20 protein-coding genes are annotated in these 19218 nt (G+C 34.0%); all 20 read left to right on the top strand.

All coding sequences use genetic code 11. From position 1 onward, the window contains the following. The first annotated feature begins 1 nt into the window (after position 1). The 20 genes from gspG to selD all read left to right on the top strand — a co-directional run bounded on the left by gspG (position 2) and on the right by selD (position 19207). A complete protein-coding gene (gene gspG / locus U472_RS07075) occupies positions 2-439 on the top strand; it encodes a type II secretion system major pseudopilin GspG (RefSeq protein ID WP_068716888.1) in 438 nt (145 codons plus the stop codon). After that, positions 423-851: a prepilin-type N-terminal cleavage/methylation domain-containing protein gene (locus U472_RS07080; protein ID WP_068716890.1), complete on the top strand. Its 429-nt coding sequence runs from the start codon at positions 423-425 to the stop codon at positions 849-851. The genes gspG and U472_RS07080 overlap by 17 nt, the downstream gene beginning before the upstream one ends. Continuing rightward, positions 851-1204 carry a type II secretion system protein gene (locus U472_RS07085; RefSeq protein WP_068716892.1) on the top strand — a complete coding sequence of 118 codons (354 nt, stop codon included), beginning with the start codon at positions 851-853 and terminating at the stop codon, positions 1202-1204. Before U472_RS07080 ends, U472_RS07085 begins: the two co-directional genes overlap by 1 nt. 6 nt (positions 1205-1210) lie before the next feature. Further along, entirely contained in the window at positions 1211-1768 is a 558-nt protein-coding gene (locus U472_RS07090; protein ID WP_068716895.1) for a PulJ/GspJ family protein, read from the top strand. Positions 1769-1782: 14 nt separating this feature from the next. Beyond that, entirely contained in the window at positions 1783-3114 is a 1332-nt protein-coding gene (locus U472_RS07095; protein WP_068716897.1) for a PilN domain-containing protein, read from the top strand. After that, positions 3101-3685 carry a GspMb/PilO family protein gene (locus tag U472_RS07100; protein ID WP_068716899.1) on the top strand — a complete coding sequence of 195 codons (585 nt, stop codon included), beginning with the start codon at positions 3101-3103 and terminating at the stop codon, positions 3683-3685. The genes U472_RS07095 and U472_RS07100 overlap by 14 nt, the downstream gene beginning before the upstream one ends. After that, positions 3666-5183, top strand: coding sequence for a secretin and TonB N-terminal domain-containing protein (locus U472_RS07105; protein WP_068716901.1), 1518 nt, complete (start codon positions 3666-3668; stop codon positions 5181-5183). The genes U472_RS07100 and U472_RS07105 overlap by 20 nt, the downstream gene beginning before the upstream one ends. A gap of 166 nt (positions 5184-5349) precedes the next feature. Then, positions 5350-6447, top strand: a complete 1098-nt coding sequence (locus U472_RS07110; RefSeq protein WP_068716903.1) for a PRK06851 family protein — start codon at positions 5350-5352, stop codon at positions 6445-6447. A gap of 659 nt (positions 6448-7106) precedes the next feature. After that, complete coding sequence (locus tag U472_RS07115; RefSeq protein ID WP_068716905.1) at positions 7107-7295, top strand: hypothetical protein; 189 nt, start codon at positions 7107-7109, stop codon at positions 7293-7295. A 477-nt stretch (positions 7296-7772) separates the two neighbouring features. Further along, positions 7773-9227, top strand: coding sequence for an aminotransferase class I/II-fold pyridoxal phosphate-dependent enzyme (locus U472_RS07120; protein WP_068716907.1), 1455 nt, complete (start codon positions 7773-7775; stop codon positions 9225-9227). 40 nt (positions 9228-9267) lie between these two features. After that, positions 9268-9687, top strand: coding sequence for an adenosylmethionine decarboxylase (gene speD / locus U472_RS07125; protein ID WP_068716909.1), 420 nt, complete (start codon positions 9268-9270; stop codon positions 9685-9687). Between the two features lie 47 nt (positions 9688-9734). Continuing rightward, positions 9735-10583, top strand: a complete 849-nt coding sequence (gene speE / locus U472_RS07130) for a polyamine aminopropyltransferase (protein ID WP_068716911.1) — start codon at positions 9735-9737, stop codon at positions 10581-10583. Then, positions 10576-11430, top strand: a complete 855-nt coding sequence (gene speB, locus U472_RS07135; protein WP_068716914.1) for an agmatinase — start codon at positions 10576-10578, stop codon at positions 11428-11430. The genes speE and speB overlap by 8 nt, the downstream gene beginning before the upstream one ends. A gap of 604 nt (positions 11431-12034) precedes the next feature. After that, positions 12035-13876, top strand: a complete 1842-nt coding sequence (gene asnB / locus U472_RS07140) for an asparagine synthase (glutamine-hydrolyzing) (RefSeq protein WP_068716916.1) — start codon at positions 12035-12037, stop codon at positions 13874-13876. A 587-nt stretch (positions 13877-14463) separates the two neighbouring features. After that, positions 14464-14931 (top strand): C-GCAxxG-C-C family protein, encoded by a 468-nt coding sequence (locus tag U472_RS07145; protein WP_068716917.1) that lies wholly within the window; start codon positions 14464-14466, stop codon positions 14929-14931. A gap of 44 nt (positions 14932-14975) precedes the next feature. Beyond that, entirely contained in the window at positions 14976-15626 is a 651-nt protein-coding gene (locus U472_RS07150; protein ID WP_245684758.1) for a TDT family transporter, read from the top strand. Positions 15627-16050: 424 nt separating this feature from the next. Further along, complete coding sequence (locus tag U472_RS07155; protein WP_068716919.1) at positions 16051-17211, top strand: aminotransferase class V-fold PLP-dependent enzyme; 1161 nt, start codon at positions 16051-16053, stop codon at positions 17209-17211. Beyond that, a complete protein-coding gene (gene yedF / locus U472_RS07160; protein ID WP_068716921.1) occupies positions 17208-17774 on the top strand; it encodes a sulfurtransferase-like selenium metabolism protein YedF in 567 nt (188 codons plus the stop codon). Before U472_RS07155 ends, yedF begins: the two co-directional genes overlap by 4 nt. Positions 17775-17783: 9 nt before the next feature. After that, the gene (locus U472_RS16755) at positions 17784-17936 is read left to right on the top strand and encodes a hypothetical protein (RefSeq protein WP_176714118.1); all 153 of its coding nucleotides are present in this window, start codon (positions 17784-17786) and stop codon (positions 17934-17936) included. 227 nt (positions 17937-18163) lie between these two features. Beyond that, positions 18164-19207 (top strand): selenide, water dikinase SelD, encoded by a 1044-nt coding sequence (selD, locus tag U472_RS07165; RefSeq protein WP_083189797.1) that lies wholly within the window; start codon positions 18164-18166, stop codon positions 19205-19207. Positions 19208-19218: the final 11 nt, after the last annotated feature.

The raw sequence follows: 19218 nt of genomic DNA on the forward strand, positions 1-19218 counted from the left end.
AATGAAAAAATTTATAAAAAAAGAGGATGGGTTTACTTTAATTGAGGTTTTAATAGTAGTTGTAATTTTAGGATTTTTAGCATCTACTGTTGGTCCAGAGTTATTTGGAAAGGTTTCACAGGCCAAGCAGACAACAGCCCAGAACCAATTAGATGTCTTTAAATTGGCTTTGGATAGTTATCGTTTAGATAATGGTAGATATCCAAGTACTGAACAAGGATTAGAGGCTTTAATTAAAGAGCCTACAATCTCTCCAGTTCCAAATAATTGGAATGGACCTTATTTAGATGATAAACAGGTTCCTTTAGACCCTTGGGGAAATCCTTATAACTATAAAAACCCAGGGGAGCATAATGAGCATAAATATGATTTGTGGAGTTATGGTTTAGATAATCAAGAAGGAGGAACTAAGGAGTCTACTGATGTTACTAACTGGTAAAGGGGGCTTTACATTAATAGAAGTCTTAGTTGTAGTCATCTTAATAGGGGTTATTTTAGGTGTAGCCTTACCCTCTTTTGGAAAGTTGCTTGAAAGTGTGGAGCTAAGAAGTACATCACGCAAGGTGATAGAGATTTTAAATCAACTTAGGGTCAAAGCTATCAGTGAGTACTCTACCGAATCTTTAAAATTAGCTGATGATAAATTAATCTATCAGGATAGGTCAGGAGAATTAATAGAATTTAGTAAAGGAATCAAATTAATTAAAAAGGCAGAGGAAGATAAGCAGATTTCTTTCTTTGCAGATGGTAGTAGTTCTGGTGGAGAGTTTAATGTTGTGACTGCTAATAGTCAAGAGTTTAAGGTTAAGGTAAATCCCATAACTGGGCTTGCTTCCTTGGAGGGAGATTGATGAATAGAGGATTTACATTAATTGAGGTCTTAATTGCAATGGTTATCTTAGGAATTAGTCTCTCTATTTTAATTCATGGTTTTATGAGTATTAATGATGGGATAGAGCGACGCAGAGATTATACTTATATCGCTAGCTGGGCTGATGGTAAGTTTGATGAGATTGTATCTGGGATAGAATTAGCCACCCATGGTGATTTTTTATATAAGGGTAATCTATGTTATTGGAAGTTAGAAGAGGATTATATTGATGAAGGAATTAGAGGATTAAAACTAATTATAAGGTGGAAAGGGAGTAAGGGGGAATATAGTTATTCTGTTAGTAGGGTTACCCTTAATGATGATTGGGAGTAGATAGATATGAAAGAAGAAGGATTTACTTTAGTCGAAATCTTAATTGCGGTAACGATTACTGGAATTGTTATGACCGTTACCTTTACTTTTTTTCAACAAAGCCTCTCTACTTGGGAGAGGGCAGGGGCAGATAGTGATTGGGAACAGCATTGGAGGGTATTGGAGAGTGATTTAGAGAGGTATCTAAATAATATCTTTCTCTCTCCACTTTATCAGGAGAATCTTTTTATAGGTAAGGAGCATAGTTTAGAGTTTTTGGTTTTAGAGAATAAGCAATTAAAGAGAATAAGTTATTCTTTTGATCTTTATCAGGGATTCTTCAAGAAGGAAATAAGTTCTATAAGTAAAGAGGGTTCTCAAGAGTTATTCTTCTTCAATAATTTAGAGGTTGAAAAGGTGAGTTTCTACTTTTATGATCCTAAATATGAGTATTGGAAGAGTTATTGGTCTTATGAAGAGGAAGGAAAATCGCCCACTGCTATAAAAGTTCAGATTACAGTAAGAGGAATAGAGTTGCCCCCTATAGTCATAGCCCTTTATCTAGGGCGTGAATATGAAAGATAGTGAGGTTTTATATTATGAAAAAGAGAAAATTAAAAAAATTAACTGAACTGATATACTCATCAGTCAATAACCATTTAAAAGGTTATGGGAGTAAGGGGCGAAAGTTGCAGACCTATGTAGAGATTGGTGATGACTATTTGAAGTTGCTTCAGATAAAGGATGAAAATCTTGTTTATAATCAATCATATATAAACCCTTCTCAAAAGATATCCTTTTATCTGGCTAAAGCTGAATATGATTCTCAAGATTTGGTATTAGTTATACCTTCTAGTAAGCTATTTATAGAAGTATTAGAATTACCTTCAGTCTCTAAAGAGAAGTTAAGAAGTATCTTAAAATTTAAGTTTTTAGATAAATTACCTAGTAAGGAAGAAGAGGTATATTTCTCTTATTACATTATTAAAGAGTCAAATAAGGGGTCAAAAGTTTTAGCCTTTGCTGTACTTAAAGAGTTTCTCAACCCTATTTATTATTCATGTTATGAAGAAGGGATTAATATTAGTAGGATAATTCCAGCCAGTTTAATCTATCATTTTTATCATCAAGATAATTTAGGTGACTATGATAGAGTTCTTTATGTCGATAAAGGGATTGACTATTATAATTTTATATTCTTTAGTGAGAATGACTATTATATTAGGGCTAGTAGAAGCGTTGATTTAAAAGAGGAGGTTGCTAAAACCAATTCTTATCTAGAGAGAAGATATCAGTTATCAAAAGCTCCTTTAGTTGTAGTCAATGGTACTAAAGTCGATGATTATTCAGACTTAAATAAGGAAAATTATAGAATAAATGATGATATTTGGTTTTATGCAGCTGATGCTTTAGAAGAGATCAAAGGCGATTGTCTGATGCAATACTTCTATGATAAGAAGCAGGAGTATATAATAATTAATTCTATTATTCTAATAATTATTATTGTAATCAACCTCCTATCTTTTGGGGTTAATTGGAAGCTTGATAGTGATAAGTTAGCTACTTTACAGACTAAGATAGCAAAGCTCTCGCCAGTAATTAGCCAGATTGATCATATTAAAGGTGAGTATAGTAAGGTAAATCAAGAGATAAATGACTTAAAAGATAATATTAATTTGACATATAGTTATTTACCTTGGTTAGAGGAGTTGAGTAAGATTCTGCCTGAAGGGACGAAAGTAGATCAAATACACTTTAAAGATTATCAATTAAACCTCTTAGCAGGAACAGCTCCATCAGCTATTGGGGTGATGAATAGGTTAGAAGAGTCTGGGTATTTTACTAATTTAGAGTTTATTGGTAACATTATTAGCGAACAGGATGGAGAACGGTTTAAGATTGTAGGTGAGCTAGTAAATGAAATTGAATAAAAGGGAGAAGAGGTTATTATTGTTTGCATTGGTGGTTATGATTACTGTATCTTCAGTTAAATGGCTTATACTGCCAGCAATTAGATATCAAAGAACCTTTGCAGATATTTATATTAATAAAGAGAATCAATGGCTTAAGAGCCCTATGCTCTTAAGAAATGGTCAAAAGTATCAGCATAAATTAAGAGAAGAGATAGGTAGGTTGGAAGAACTTAAATCTTTCACCTTTTCGGGAAAAGCACTTCAGGTTCAATTGGAACTATTGGAGACTGTAGATGGATATTTAAAAGAGAGTGGTTTAGAAATTACTGATAAAAAGATTGAAGTAGAGGAAGTTGATACTGATAATCTTAGGATTATTTATTATATTCTATCTTTAAATGGTAAGTTAGAGGAACTTGTTAATTTCTTGGACTCTTTAAATAATGCTAATAAATTTTTGATAGTTGATAAGCTGATTATCAGAAAGGGTCAAGCTAGCAGATATAATAATTTGAAGGTAAATCTACGAATCAAGGCTATTAATATAATAAATGAGGAGAATGATAGTAATGGAGAAAAGAAAGAATAAAGGGATTCTGATTATACTTCTAATCTGTTTATTTAGTAGTATATTTTCTCTATATAGTTATGCGGAGACTAGCTTGGTCAGTTTAAGTGTAAGAAATGCTAATATAGAGGATGTACTTATGATGTTAACAGAGCAGAGTGGAATAAATCTGGTTCCTGATAAAGAATTAAAAGGTAAAGTCACCCTCAATCTAAAGGGGGTTAAGATTCAAGAGGCTTTACAGGCTTTGACCAAAGCCTATAATTATCAGTTTAAAAAAATGACTGATAATACTTATTTAGTCAGCCAATTTGATAATGATAAATTAAATATTTGGGTCATAGATGGTAAGGTTACTATGGAGGCTAAGGATGCTAACTTGGGTGACATCTTAGCAAGTATCTCTCAAATTAGTAAAGTGAATATGGTCTTATTTGGACCAATTAGAGAGCAGATAAATCTAAAGTTAGATGATATACCTATAGAAGATGCAATCAATTTGATTTTGGCAGGAGGGCGTTACACTTATATTAGAAAAGGTGATGTCTTTTTAGTCGGTGAGAAGAATATCAATAGCCCTGCTTCTTCGTTATTAACAGCTAGTGAGTTAATCCCTCTAGAATATCTACAAGCAGAGAAAGTTCTTAAGGTTCTACCTAGTAATATACCAGCTTCTAATGTTAAGGTAATAAATGAACAGAATGCTATTATGGTCACTGGTACTCAAAGTGAGATTGAGAAGGTCAAAGAGTATATAGCAAAGATAGATCAGAAGATTCCCCAAATTGTTGTTGAGGCTCTGATTATAGATATTTCCCACCAAAAAGGTGATACTTCATCATTGAGTTTAAGCTCACAATTAGAAGGTGATAGTGAGAGCATAACCCTTTTTGATAATGATTTAGGGAAATTAAGTTATAAATCAATCATTGACTTCTCTGATAATTTCAGACTAAATCTGCAATCGTTGATTTCTAATGGTAAAGCTACTATTAGAGCAAACCCTAATATTACAACTTTAAATGGGCAACAGGCTACAATTGAGGTCTCTGATGTAACATATTATGAGGTTATTAATACAGATGAAGATGGAAATGAAGAGACGAAGTATCAGAGTATTGATGCTGGAATTACTTTAGATGTAACGCCATGGGTCAGTAATTCAGGTTCGATTACTCTAGAATTAAAGCCTAGTATCAGTAATATGAAGGCCCAATATCAGAGTCGTCCTCCTGATATTGGACGTAGAGAGATTAGTACAACTGTTAGAGTAAAGGATGGTCAGACTATTGTACTAGGTGGTTTATTACAGGATAATGGTTCTAAAACAGTTAATAAAGTGCCTATCTTAGGGGATATACCTTTATTAGGGAGGTTATTCCGTTCAAAAAGTGATAACTCTTCTAAGACTGAGTTGCTTATATATATCACTCCACATATCTTAAAAGATAATGATAATAAGGATGCTAGTAAAAGTATGGAAGATATGATTAAAAAGGCTGATGAAGTTGTTAATTAAATGAGGGTAATAATAGGCTAAGTTCTTAAAAATTAAGAGCTTAGCTTTTTTATTTATAATGTCTACTCTAAATCCCCTTTCATACCTAAAATTTATCATATTTATAGCCATAAAGTTAGCTTTTCTAACATAGACTTTATATGAAAGTGACAAAGGAGGGGGATTTATGGCTAGAGGAAAGGTTAAAAATTATTATCCTGGAGGTAATACAAGCAAGGGGTTTTATTCCTTTTATGAGTATTTACCCTATAACTGTGAAAGATTATTTGTAATTAAGGGTGGACCTGGTACAGGGAAGTCTACTTTTATGAAGAGGATAGGTAATGATATGTTAGAGCAAGGTTATGATGTTGAATTTCATTGGTGTTCTTCAGATAATGATTCTTTAGATGGGATTGTTGTACCTACTTTGAAGGTGGCTCTATTAGATGGGACAGCACCTCATATAGTAGACCCTAAATATCCTGGAGCTATTGATGAGATTATCAACTTAGGTCGCTATTGGGATAGAGATATATTAGAAGAGAATAAAGAGCAGATAGTCTTTTTAAGTCAGAGTATCAGTAATTTCTTTAATAGAGCCTATGCTTATTTGGCTGAGGCTAAGTTGATTCATGATGAATGGGAAGAGTACTATCTAGAAGGAATGGACTTTCAAGAAGCCAATCGACGAGCACAGAAATTGATCGATGATATCTTAGCAGAAACTGAATTAGCTGAGGAACTTGGACCAGAACGCCACCTCTTTGGTAGTGCCTTTACCCCTAATGGAGCTGTACATTTCTTTGATAATATAACTGAAGATGTAGAGATGCGCTATATTATTAAGGGTAGACCTGGTACTGGTAAATCTACCTTGATGAAGAAGGTAGCTCAGGCTATTAGAGAGAGAGGTTTTGAAGTGAATTATTTCCACTGCTCCTTTGATCCAGCTAGTATAGATATGATAGTAGTTCCTAAGTTGAGTGTGGCTTTAATTGATGGTACTGCCCCCCATGTAGTCGATCCTGTTAGAACAGGAGATCAATTAGTAGATATGTTAGAGTGTGTTGCTGAAGATGTTATAGAGAAGAATGCTATGAAGATTGCTGGGGTTGAAGAACGTTATAGTGTAGTTATGAATAATGCCCATGAGGCAATTAAGCAGGCTAAGATGTTACATGATAAATTAGAAGAACCTTATATTGAGGCGATGGACTTTGATACCATAGAAGAGAGAAGAGTTGCTATAGTAGAGGAGATATTGTCTTGGGCTAAAGCGTAATTTTTAGCTATTAGAATAGAGCTCTTTTAAAAAGAGTTCTATTTTTTATTTTTAATAATACTATTAAAGGTGTATTGGGAATAATATTATATGTACTGATATTTTTTATAATCTTTAATTAGTTATTGAGTTAAAGATAGATATTGGGATACTTCTATTCTTTAAAAAGAAGCCTGGTCTAGAGAAGAATTAACCTACGAGACTACCTACGGGTTTAAAAACCAAACCCTTCGTGGTAGAGCCCACTCACTACGCAATCTAGATTTATTTAAGTTAATAAATCTTAGTATTCTAATTCAAAGATTATATTGTTATTATTTTTGTTTAGAATATTTGCTTCGCTCAAACATAAANCCAAACCCTTCGTGGTAGAGCCCACTCACTACGCAATCTAGATTTATTTAAGTTAATAAATCTTAGTATTCTAATTCAAAGATTATATTGTTATTATTTTTGTTTAGAATATTTGCTTCGCTCAAACATAAAGGAAACTTAGTGAAGTAAGTGTTTTTCTTAGTGAACTTTAGTTGAACTTATCCTTTAGGGCTAATTCTTTTCCCTTTTAAAGACCTTAATTATTAATGGTAACAAGTGTCACAATATCCCCATTATCTTATTAACTAATAATTATTTATAAAAATAAAGAGGGAGGTTAAAGAATGGTGAGTAAAGATAATAAAGAACTTTGGAATGGAATTGAAAAGGATGAAGAAGAGATTGAAATGGTAGATTTTTTATCAAGTGAGGATATAATAGATGAGTATCTGTTATTTTCCGATATTATTAATGGGCAAGAACCAGAAAAATTTAAAGAAAAAACTAAATCTAATAACAAACTCCACTATTAATAGTGGAGTTTGTTATTAGATGGGAGAGTATCTTTTTAGTCAGAATTAGTTCTTAATTAGTAGCTATTAAATTTATTAAAAATTGATAAAATATATCTAGGCAAATAAATAATTTTGTGGTATTATTATATTGCATTTGTTAAAGCCCAGATAATCAATTTCTAAAATTTGTGATTAACAAATTTCTGGGTTTAACGAATGTCTTTTTTATTATGTGTTTCTTTACTCTAATTTAATATTAGATGGTTAACTGACTTATATAATCTGTAGTGATCATGGTATCCTTCATATCTGTTAACAGATTGGATATTATTTCAGTATAAATCTTATAGACTCTGAACAAGATAAAATATATTGAGAAGAGCGATAAACAAGCAGTGATGAGTAACCAGTGAAAAATCTTTAATATTAGACATCTATATTTAAAGTAGAGTAATTTTAATTTACTGTAGAGAAAGGAGAAGATAAGTAGATAGGATGATAAAAGAACATAATAGAACACCGTTATTTGATGCATTAAAGGAACATCATCATAATGATGTAATCCCCTTTGATGTTCCAGGGCATAAAAAAGGGGTAGGGTTAAAGGAGCTTGCTGATTATGTAGGAAAGACAGTCTTAGAGATTGATGTTAACTCCATGAAGAACCTAGATAATTTAAGTAATCCTATAGGAGTTATTAATGAGGCAGAAGAGTTGATGGCTGATGCCTATGGAGTAGATCATGCTTTTTTTTTGATTAATGGGACTACTTCTGGAGTACAAGCAATGATTATGAGTGTTTGTGGTCATGGAGACAAGATAATTTTGCCACGAAATGTTCATAAATCTGCAATTAATGGTGTCATCTTAAGTGGGGCAACACCGGTATATTTAAACCCAGAGATAAATTGGGAGTTAGGAATCTCTACAGGAGTATCTTTAGAGGAAGTTACAAGGACTATAGAAGAGCATTCTGATGCTAAAGCTATATTTTTAATCAATCCAACCTATTATGGAACTACATCAAATATCGAAGGGATAATTGACCTTGCTCATCAACATGGGATGGCAGTATTGCTCGATGAAGCTCATGGTGCCCATTTTGGATTTCACTCTGAATTACCATCAAGTGGTATGAAGTTTGGTGGAGATATGGCAGCTGTAAGCCTACATAAGACAGGTGGTTCGCTGACTCAAAGTTCTGTATTATTATTGAATGAAGGAATGATAGATAAGAATACGGTAAAGATAATGTTGAATATGACTCAAAGTACAAGTGCATCTTATTTATTGATGTCAAGCCTTGATATTGCTAGAAAGAACCTTGTGCTAAAGGGTGAAGAGATATTTTCTAGAGTCTTAAATTTGGTAAGGAAGGCAAGAGAAGAGATTAATAAAATCGATGGGATGTATGCCTTCTCCAAAGAATTGATAGGGAGTAATGGGGTATATGATTTTGATGAAACCAAGCTGGGTATCAATGTATCAAAACTAGGAATGACTGGGTTTCAGGTTTATGACCTTCTTCGTGACGAGTATAATATACAGATGGAACTTGCTGATATCCACAATATATTAGGGATTATCAGTGTAGGTGATACTAAAGAGTATCTAGATAAGCTAGTAGATGCTTTGAAGGATATAAGTCAAAAATATAATAATAAGAAGAAGATTAAATATAAGGACTCTATTTTAGAGAGGCCTCAAGTTGTAGTCTCTCCACGCGAGGCATTTTATGCTAAGACAAGTTCAATAGCCTTACAGGATGCTGAAGGTGAGGTTAGTGGAGAGTCGATTATGGTTTATCCGCCTGGGATACCAATAGTTACTCCAGGTGAGAGGATAACTAAGGAGATTATAGAGTATATTGAATTTTTGAAAGCTGAAGAGGGGATACTTACTGGTACAGCCGACCCTTATGCTGATAAAATTAAAGTTTTAAATAGATGAATAAAAAATATTAATTGAGAAGAATTAGGAGGAGATTTATATGCAGTTACAACAATTAGGAAGACATATTTTAGTGGAGTTTTATAATTGTGATAGTGATATTTTAAAAAGCCATAAAAAGATAGAAGAGTATATGAAGCAAGCTGCTATCGAAGCAAAAGCAACTATTGTACAGAGCGTATTCCATCATTTCAATCCTTGGGGTGTTAGTGGGGCAGTTGTTATCTCTGAATCCCATTTAACAATTCATACTTGGCCAGAATATAATTATGCGGCTGTTGATTTGTTTACTTGTGGTGGAGATGTCAACCCTTGGGATGCTTTTGATTACTTAGCAGAGAAATTAGGAGCGGAAAAGACAGAGACAACAGAAGTAGCAAGAGGAATGTTTGACAAGGTGAAGAGATTTGGAAATGAAGATCTTGAAGAGATTAAGTTCTCTCATAAAATAGTAGATTAACATCCAAACTAAGATTTGATTATAATGTTATAATTGGAGGTAAGGTAATGGAGTTATGGTATACAGAAGAGCATACTGAGAATGTTAGATTTGGAATCAAAGTAAAAGAATATCTATATACTAAGCAGAGTGATTTTCAAAGAGTAGATATCTTTGAGAGCTATGAGTTTGGTAGAGTGTTAACACTAGATGGATTGATGATGGTAAATGAGAAGGATGAGTTTATCTACCATGATATGATAACCCATGTTGCTATGGCAACAAATCCAGACATTAAGAAGGTTTTGGTCATTGGTGGTGGAGATGGAGGAACTGTTAGAGAGATAAGTAGATATTTATCGGTAGAGCAGATCGATATGGTTGAGATCGATGAGCTAGTAGTTAAGTCTGCTATAGAGTATCTACAATTTACATCCTCTAAATTAAATGATGACAGGGTAAATCTCTATTTTGAAGATGGAGTTAAGTTTGTTGAAGGTAAAGAGAAGATATATGACTTAATTATAGTAGATTCAACAGACCCAATTGGTCCAGGTGAAGGGTTATTTACAACTGAATTCTATCAAAATTGTTATAATGCTTTGACCGATAAGGGAATTTTAGTCAATCAAAATGAAAGCCCTTATTATAACCAGAATGCTAAAGAGCTGGTTAGAGCTAATAAGAAGATTAAGAGTATCTTCCCTATCTCTGAAGTCTATCAATACCATATGCCGACATACCCATCAGGGCATTGGCTATTTGGTTTTGCTTCAAAAGAGTTACATCCAATTAAGGATTTTGATGCTAAGAAATGGAGTTCATTAGGATTAAAGACTAAATACTATAATACAGATATTCATGTAGGAGCTTTTGCATTACCAAACTATGTAAAAGAGATGATAGAGAATGACTAAACCAGAATTATTAACTACTTTTATTGGACTAGACAAATCTTATGAAGGTGCTGATATTGTAGTTTTTGGTAGCCCTTTTGATGGGACGACGTCTTTTAGACCAGGAACAAGATTTGCTCCTCAGGCTATGAGGGTAGATTCTTATGGGTTAGAGACCTATAGTCCTTATCTAGACCGCGATTTAGGGAACTATAATATCTGTGATGCGGGGGATTTGGATTTTCCTGTTGGAAGTACTCAAAAGGTTTTAGATATGATAGAAGACTATGCTAGTCAAATAGTTAAAGATGGCAAGAAACCGATGATGATTGGTGGAGAGCATCTTGTTAGTTTGCCAGCCATTAAGGCTGTTTATGAGAGATATAATGATATGGTATTATTACATTTTGATGCCCATACAGATCTTAGAGAGGAGTTTATGGGTGATAAGCTATCCCATGCTACAGTGATTAGGGGGGCTTGGGACCTTTTAGGTGATAATAGAATCTATCAATTTGGGATTCGTTCAGGAACTAAAGAAGAGTTTGAATGGGCAAAGTCCCATACGAGCTTAAGAAAATTTGATTGTCAAGGCTTAGATAAAGCAGTTGAAGAGATTGGTGATAGACCAGTTTATATCACAATTGATCTTGATATCTTAGACCCATCTATCTTTTCTGGTACAGGAACCCCTGAAGCTGGTGGTATCACCTTCAAAGAGTTGATGGATGTTATTGAAGAATTTACCAAGTTAAATATAGTTGGTGCTGATCTTGTTGAGTTATCTCCCCATTATGACCATAGTGGTGCTTCTACAGCAGTAGCTTGTAAGGTTTTACGAGAATTAATTCTGAGTATGGTAGAGTGATAAAAGGATGGATGAGGACAGTAAAAACTTCATAAATTATGAATAGAAACACTAGAAAGCCGATGAGGTGAGTATAGTGTTTTTATTTTTACTACTTCTTTTGCTTATAGAAAGACTGATACAATAGATAGATGATACGATACTTTTATAGTTAAAAATTAAGTTCAAAACCTCACACCTCACCCCTTAATCCCCTTACGAGTAATACAGTTCAATTACTCTTTGTACACAACCAGTCTCTCCTTAACTAATAAGAGGGGAAACTCTTTCTCTTTTACTTTTCTCCCTTCTCCTAAGAGTAGGAGAAGGGTTGGGGATGAGGTGTGAAAAGTGTCGCAATATACCCATAAAAAATCACTATTTATATAAAAGATTAATTAGAAGAATCAAAATATAGGCAGCCTATATGGTTAAAGTAAAAGATAAAAAAAGAAAAAATGAGAACGAAAATCAATTTCACACATAAGATATACTGTAAAACAGAGAGGCAGAGTAATGTATGTTAATCTTGTGTTAAGTATCTTGTTGTGAGTAATTTTATTAGGTTACATAACATAATATTAACATTGGATTAATAAAAAATATAAAGGAGGAGAGTATCTGTATGTGTGGAATTGCAGGTTGGTTAAATTGGGAACGTAACTTAAGAAGAGAGCAAGGTATTGTTGGGATGATGGCTGATTGTCAGCAGAAGCGTGGTCCTGATGAAAGAGGAGAATGGAGTTCAGAAAATGTGGCTTTGGCTCATAGAAGATTGATTGTTATTGATCCAGAGGGTGGAAAGCAGCCGATGGTTAAGAAGTATCAGAACAATCAATATGTTTTAGTTTATAATGGTGAGCTATATAATACTGAAGATTTGAGAAGAGATTTAAAAGCAGAAGGTCATTCTTTTGAAGGTCACTCTGATACAGAGGTCTTATTGACTTCCTACATAGCTTGGGGCTCAGAATGTGTTAAGAGGTTAAATGGTATCTATGCCTTTGCTATTTGGGATAAGTCTAGGGAAAGGCTCTTCTTAGCAAGAGATCGAATAGGTGTTAAACCACTCTTTTATACTGAGCAGGAGAATGGATTCTTATTTGCATCAGAGTTGAAAGGCTTGTTATCTCACCCTGAAGTAGAGGCTAGGATTGATGAAGATGGCTTATCAGAAATATTTACTATAGGTCCAGGTAGAACTCCAGGGCATGGAGTTATTAAAGGGATTAAGGAGCTAAAGCCTGGTTATTCGATGGTAGTCAATCGTTATGGAATTAAAGAGGAGCAATACTGGAAATTAGAGAGTAAGCTCCATCAAGATGATTTGGAGACTACTATAGCTAAGGTTAGAGAGTTATTTATAGATACTGTAGAGCGACAGTTGGTCTCTGATGTTCCTATCTGTACACTATTATCAGGGGGATTAGATTCTAGCGCGATTAGTGCAGTTGCTAGTAGAGCTTTTATTAGAGAAGGTAAAGAGAATATAGATACTTATTCAGTAGACTATGAAGGAAATGAGGATCATTTTGAAGCCAATGAGTTCCAACCAGATCCTGATGATGTCTGGATTAAGAAGATGACAGATTATTTAGGAACTACTCACCACTATATTAGGCTCAGTAATGATAAGTTGGTAGAGGCTTTAAGGGATGGGGTCTATGCCCGTGACTTGCCAGGGATGGCAGATATAGATGTTTCTTTATATCTATTCTGTAAAGAGATTAAGAAGAAATTTACTGTAGGGGTTTCTGGAGAGTGTGCTGATGAAATCTTCGGTGGATATCCGTGGTATCATAATCAAGATGCTTTAGAGGCAAATACCTTTCCTTGGTCAAGAAAGCTAGATGATAGAGTTAAGATATTATCTACTGATTTGATAGAAAGAATTAACCCTCAAAAGTATATGGAAAACCGTTATCAAGAAGCGTTATCTGAGGTTCCTCGTTTGGCTGGAGAGAGTGGAATTGAAGAGAGAATGAGAGAGATGTTTTACTTGAATCTGACTCGTTGGATGCCAACCTTACTTGACCGCAAGGATAGAATGAGTATGTATACTGGCTTAGAGGTTAGAGTTCCTTTCTGTGACCATAGATTGGTAGAGTATGTGTGGAATATCCCGTGGGAGATGAAGAATGTTGGTGGTAGAAGAAAGGGAGTGTTACGTGAAGCATTAAAAGGTATTTTACCTGAGGATATTAGGTTAAGACCGAAGAATCCTTATCCCAAGACCTTTGACCCAGCTTATTTTGCAGCTACTAGAGATTGGTTATTAGAGATTATCAATGATAATAATTCACCAATTCTTGATTTGATTGATGTAGATTATATTCGTAAGCTAGCTGCAAGTGATGGTGATTTTGATATTCCGTGGTTTGGTCAGTTGATGAGATTGCCACAGTTATTTGCTTATTTAATCCAGGTCAATGTCTGGTTAGAAGATTATGGAGTTGTAATTGAATAGCTTTGTATTTAACTAAAATTTAATCAATCAAAAATTAAGGGGAGGCAGTGCCTCCCCTTAATTTTATTTAATTTAGATTAACAATATCCCATAGTACCTAAGACTAATAAGATAAGAATTAAGAATAGAACAAAAGCTTCATTAATCAAAGGTCTAGCAAAGAGAGAATTAAAGGCTAGATATAATGTGATAGATTATAACCTCCCTTTATGTGTAGATAGTAATTTGAGCCAAGAAAAGTATCTCAAAGATTTCTATCGATTAAGAGAGGATGGTATTTCTATTCTGAAAACATTTACATTTTTGTCAAGTCCAGTTTAAGGCTACAGGTATCTCTTTGGGATTTGTTATCTATCTAATTATCGAGTTTTTCCATGGTGAAGGTGAAGATGTTCACTGGATTATCTACTTATTGGGCTTCTTATTTATAGTTAAGTATATTTATCTATAAAAACATAAAATATTTGATAGTTAGATATTAAGGAGGTGGATAAATAGCCATCTTCTTGGTATAATTAGATATTATTAACATTCAAATATTAAAATTAGTTAAGAGTTATGCTAATTGTGAAAGGGGTATTTAAACTATGAATCAGGAACAAAATAATTTAATTGAAAGTGCCCGTCAACAAGCAGAAGGATATTTTAAAAAAGGAGATTATTACTGTTCAGAAGCGGTGTTGACAACTATCAACCAATTATTGGGAGAAGAATTACCACCAGAGATTGTAAAGTTGGCTTCAGGATTTCCAGTAGGAATCGGTAAATCAAAATGTTTATGTGGGGCTATAAGTGGTGGAGTAATGGCCTTGGGGTTAAAGTATGGAAGGACAGAGCCAAAAGCTGAGATGCCAAGTAACTCTTTTCTTAGAAGTGAAGGGCTCCATGATTACATTAAGGATAAGTATGGTTCTACCTGTTGTAGAGTGATTACTGCTAAGTTTAAAGATTTTGCTAGTCCAGAGAGGGTTGAGCATTGCATTGGGATTACAGGAGATGTAGCTGCTTGGGTAATGAGTAAGTTTATTGAAGATGGAGTTTTGATTAATAATTGATTAAACTTTCAATTTGAATTAAAATAAATAGGGGTAAAGAATAAATGCCAGAAATTTTGAAACAGGTGCCAGTATCAATAGCAAGGTTGATGCTTGGTTTAGCTGGTTTAGGTAATCTTATCCAGGTCTATGGTAGTCAATATCGTTATCTAGCTGGAATATTAGCCACATTAATAGCTTTACTGCTAATCGCTAATTTCTTTGTTGACAAGGAGGGCTTTTTACCTCAATTAGAGAATTCCATTGTAGCTAGTGTTTTCCCGACCTTCTCTATGGCAATTATGATTTTAGCCACTTATATAGTTCCTTTTTCTTCTCAAGTAGCTTTGTATTTCTGGTATGGAGGAATTATTCTACATATCTTATTAATGGTTTTATTCTCTATTGGCTTTATCTTCAACTTTGATATCAGAAAAGTCTTTCCTAGCTATTTTATCGTTTATCTGGGAATAGTAGTAGCTAGTGTAACTGCTCCAACCTTTAATTATATACAACTAGGGCAGATAATCTTCTGGGTTGATTTTTCTTTTTATATGGTTTTACTCCCGACAGTCACTTATCGGGTTTTAGTTATTAGAGAGATTAAGAAGGCTGCTTTACCTACTATCTCTATCTTTACAGCCCCTGCTGGTCTCTGTTTGGCAGGATATATGAGCGTTTTTGCTAATAAAAATTTGATGATAGTAGGGGGCTGAGTTTATTAACACTAGTTATGATAACCCTTGTTATAATTTATCTTCCTAAAATGATTTCTAGTAATTTTTATCCCAGTTTTTCTGCTTTTACTTTTCCTTTTGTGATTACAGCTATTGGGTTAAAGTTAGCTTCAGCTTTTTTACAGAAAAACTTTAATCTTCTTTTGCTGTATTATCCAGCAAAGGTAGTAGAATTGTTATCAATTGCTCTGGTAGTTTTTGTTCTATTTAAATATTTAGAACACCTATTTCTAGTTAAAAAGCAAGGGGGTTATCAACCCTCAGAACTTCAAAGTAATACTGGGTAACCATTTTAAAATTAAGAATAATATTGGTATGAGTAATCAGTAATAAGTATTTAATCTTTTACTAGTTACTCTTTATTTATTAAATGTTACTGAACTGATAAAAGGAGTATGGTACTATGATATATGTTAATAATGCTGCTACCACTTGTCCTAAGCCAGAAAGAGTCTATCAAGCAATCAACTCTTGTATGAGAGAGGTAGGCTATAATCCTGGAAGGTCTGGTGGAGTTGGTATATCTAGAATTGAGAGAGAAATATTTGATGTTAGAAGTAAGGTTGCCAAGTTAATTAATGCTCCTAATTCTTCAAGGGTTATCTTTACTTCTGGTGCTACTGAAGCATTGAATTTAGGGATAAAAGGAATTTTAAAACAAGATGATCATGTAATCACCACAGAACTTGAACATAATTCTGTACTACGCCCTTTAAGGAAGTTAGAAAGAAGTAATATGATTGAGTTAAGCATTGTTCAAGTCGATCAAAAAGGTAGATTGAATTTAAAGCAGTTAGAGGATCAAATCCAAGAAAATACTCGCTTGATAGTAACTACCCATGCTTCTAATGTAATTGGAAACGTAATTGATATTGGAAGGATTGGGGAATTAGCCCATCAGAGAGGGATTACCTATCTAGTCGATGCTGCCCAGACAGCAGGTGTAGTTGAGATAGATATTGAGGAGATGAAGATAGATTTATTGGCTTTAGCAGGGCACAAATCTTTATATGGTCCTACAGGGATAGGTGCTTTATATATTAAGGAAGGTGTTGAATTAGATACATTGATAGAGGGTGGAACAGGTAGTGACTCCCTATCTACTTACCAGCCTATTCTCTTACCAGATAGATATGAAGCAGGTACTCTTAATACTATGGGGATTATTGGTTTAGGTGCAGGGATTGATTTTTTGATGGAGACTGGAGTTGCTAAGATTAGAGCAGAAGAATTGGAACTAGCTAAGAGGTTTATAACAGGGCTAGAGAAAATAGATGATATTATAATTTATGGTGATTTAGATGTGGAAGAGAGAGTGGGGGTTGTAAGCTTTAATCTAAAAGGGATAGCTGCAGCTGATGTGGCTTATATTTTAGAGAATCAATTTGATATATTGGTTAGAGCAGGATTACATTGTGCCCCTTTACTTCATCAAGCCTTGAATACTAAAGATATAGGTATGGTTAGAGTCAGTTTTTCCTATTTTAATACAGAAGAAGAGGTAGATATTATCTTAGATGTTTTATCTAAGATAAGTAAGGATAAGGAGGAGTTTAGTTTATGAAAGAACTTGATGTAAGAGGATTAGTCTGTCCTAAGCCGGTAATTGAGACTAAAAAGGCTTTAGAGAAAGATGATGAATTATTGGTATTGCTAGATGATCAAGTTGCCAAGGATAATGTAATGAAGTTAGCTAAGAAATTAAATTGTCAGGTTACTTTATTAGAAGAAAGCGATGAATATCGGCTAACTATTAAAAAAGTTGATGGTATTGTAGATAAAAAAGAAGAAACTAAGGGAAAGGTCTATTTTATTAGTACAGATATCTTAGGAAAGGGTGAAGAAGAGCTCGGTCAAGCCTTGATGAAGGGATTTATTAGTACTTTGTTAGAAATAAACCCATTGCCAGCTAAGATTATCTTTATCAACTCAGGTGTTAAGATTCCTACATTAAATGAGCAGGCTAAGGAGCATTTACAAGAGCTAATAGAGCAAGGGGTAGAGGTTGTAGCCTGTGGAGCTTGCTTGAACTATTATGGCTTAACGGAAAAATTAGAGGTAGGTACTATTACCAATATGTATGAAATTGTTGAGAGTCTAAATAATGGGGATGTAGTATCATTATAGAGAGATATTGTGAAACTTTTACTTTTAAAAAATAGTAAAATTATTAAAAAATATTTCGGGAAAGCTTATCAGCTTTTTTCCCGAGTGACTTTTGCCATTGCTGCAAAAGTCACCAAAAGGTCTAGAAAAGAATTAAAAATCACTCAGCAATTAGAGTATTAACTATTATAATTAATCATATGCTTTAGTAAAAATTTGATTAGACTCTAAATTCTAGTTCAATTTTTGCTTCGCTCAAAGCTCAAACAATAATTCTTTTCATTTTTAAAGACCTTAACTATCAACTATCCACTATACACTGGGGTTTAAAAGTATCGCAATATAGCCATAAAGCATCATAGTTAAATGTAATTTAAGAGGTAGATTATTATAAAGGAGGTATAAATAAGATGTCAGATAAAATCAAGTTAACACAATATAGTAAGACCTCAGGCTGTGCGGCCAAAATGAGTCCACAGACTCTATCTAAGGTTTTAAATCAGGTTGATTTTAAATCAGAAGATGAGAGGTTATTGGTAGGCTTAGATAAGTCGGATGATGCTATTGCCTATCAATTTAGTGATGATAAGATATTAATTCAATCTGTAGATTTCTTTACACCGATAGTGGATGACCCATATTTATTTGGGCAGATTGCTACTACCAATGCTTTAAGTGATATCTATGCTATGGGAGGAAGACCCTTGTTGGCGATGAATGTAGTTGGTTTTCCCCCTTGCTTAGGAGAAGAGGTTTTAAGTGAGATTTTACAGGGTGGAGCCGATAAAGTGGCAGAAGCAGGTGCAATTATAGCGGGAGGACATACTATTCAAGATGATGAACCAAAGTATGGTCTATCTGTAACAGGGGTAATAGAAGAGGGGAAGCTACTTACCAATTCAGCGGTTCAAGTTGGTGATTATCTAATCTTAACTAAGCCTTTAGGAATGGGGGTTATCTCTACTGCAATTAAAGGTGGTTTAATTACTGATATGCAAAATCATTCAGCGGTTAAAGCGATGACTACTTTAAATGATAAAGCTGTAGCTCCAATGCAAGAGATCGGAGTCAATGCCTGTACTGATGTAACTGGTTTTGGTCTCTTAGGTCACTTATGGGAGATGGCTGAAGGTAGTGGTGTTGAGATAGAGGTCTTTGCTAGTGAATTACCTATCTTTGCTGATGCTTTGGAGTATGCAGAGATGGGACTGATTCCTGAAGGGGCTTACTCTAATAAAAAGCATTTAGAAGAGAAGGTTGAATTTGCAACAGAGATGGAGCAGAGTATAGTTGATATGTTGTTTGATCCTCAGACATCTGGTGGGTTATTGATTTCGGTCTCTGAGGATAAAGTGGCTGATCTATTGATAGAATTATATGCTTTAGGTATTAATGATGCCACTGTGATTGCCAAGGTTAGAGGCCATGGTGCTAAGATCAAGGTTAGTTCTTAAAGAAGAGAGGT

This window comes from Orenia metallireducens, from assembly GCF_001693735.1.
Taxonomy (GTDB): domain Bacteria; phylum Bacillota; class Halanaerobiia; order Halobacteroidales; family Halobacteroidaceae; genus Orenia; species Orenia metallireducens.

What these genes read in the sequence shown, in the direction of transcription:
- U472_RS07105 (WP_068716901.1), top strand. Translation starts at nt 3,666, where the DNA reads ATGGAGAAAAGAAAGAATAAAGGGATTCTGATTATACTTCTAATCTGT.
- speE (WP_068716911.1), top strand. Translation starts at nt 9,735, where the DNA reads ATGGAGTTATGGTATACAGAAGAGCATACTGAGAATGTTAGATTTGGA.
- U472_RS07145 (WP_068716917.1), top strand. Translation starts at nt 14,464, where the DNA reads ATGAATCAGGAACAAAATAATTTAATTGAAAGTGCCCGTCAACAAGCA.
- U472_RS07155 (WP_068716919.1), top strand. Translation starts at nt 16,051, where the DNA reads ATGATATATGTTAATAATGCTGCTACCACTTGTCCTAAGCCAGAAAGA.
- U472_RS07080 (WP_068716890.1), top strand. Translation starts at nt 423, where the DNA reads ATGTTACTAACTGGTAAAGGGGGCTTTACATTAATAGAAGTCTTAGTT.
- U472_RS07110 (WP_068716903.1), top strand. Translation starts at nt 5,350, where the DNA reads ATGGCTAGAGGAAAGGTTAAAAATTATTATCCTGGAGGTAATACAAGC.
- asnB (WP_068716916.1), top strand. Translation starts at nt 12,035, where the DNA reads ATGTGTGGAATTGCAGGTTGGTTAAATTGGGAACGTAACTTAAGAAGA.
- U472_RS07100 (WP_068716899.1), top strand. Translation starts at nt 3,101, where the DNA reads ATGAAATTGAATAAAAGGGAGAAGAGGTTATTATTGTTTGCATTGGTG.
- U472_RS07085 (WP_068716892.1), top strand. Translation starts at nt 851, where the DNA reads ATGAATAGAGGATTTACATTAATTGAGGTCTTAATTGCAATGGTTATC.
- speB (WP_068716914.1), top strand. Translation starts at nt 10,576, where the DNA reads ATGACTAAACCAGAATTATTAACTACTTTTATTGGACTAGACAAATCT.
- U472_RS07090 (WP_068716895.1), top strand. Translation starts at nt 1,211, where the DNA reads ATGAAAGAAGAAGGATTTACTTTAGTCGAAATCTTAATTGCGGTAACG.
- U472_RS07150 (WP_245684758.1), top strand. Translation starts at nt 14,976, where the DNA reads ATGCCAGAAATTTTGAAACAGGTGCCAGTATCAATAGCAAGGTTGATG.
- U472_RS07095 (WP_068716897.1), top strand. Translation starts at nt 1,783, where the DNA reads ATGAAAAAGAGAAAATTAAAAAAATTAACTGAACTGATATACTCATCA.
- selD (WP_083189797.1), top strand. Translation starts at nt 18,164, where the DNA reads ATGTCAGATAAAATCAAGTTAACACAATATAGTAAGACCTCAGGCTGT.
- speD (WP_068716909.1), top strand. Translation starts at nt 9,268, where the DNA reads ATGCAGTTACAACAATTAGGAAGACATATTTTAGTGGAGTTTTATAAT.
- yedF (WP_068716921.1), top strand. Translation starts at nt 17,208, where the DNA reads ATGAAAGAACTTGATGTAAGAGGATTAGTCTGTCCTAAGCCGGTAATT.
- gspG (WP_068716888.1), top strand. Translation starts at nt 2, where the DNA reads ATGAAAAAATTTATAAAAAAAGAGGATGGGTTTACTTTAATTGAGGTT.
- U472_RS07120 (WP_068716907.1), top strand. Translation starts at nt 7,773, where the DNA reads ATGATAAAAGAACATAATAGAACACCGTTATTTGATGCATTAAAGGAA.
- U472_RS07115 (WP_068716905.1), top strand. Translation starts at nt 7,107, where the DNA reads ATGGTGAGTAAAGATAATAAAGAACTTTGGAATGGAATTGAAAAGGAT.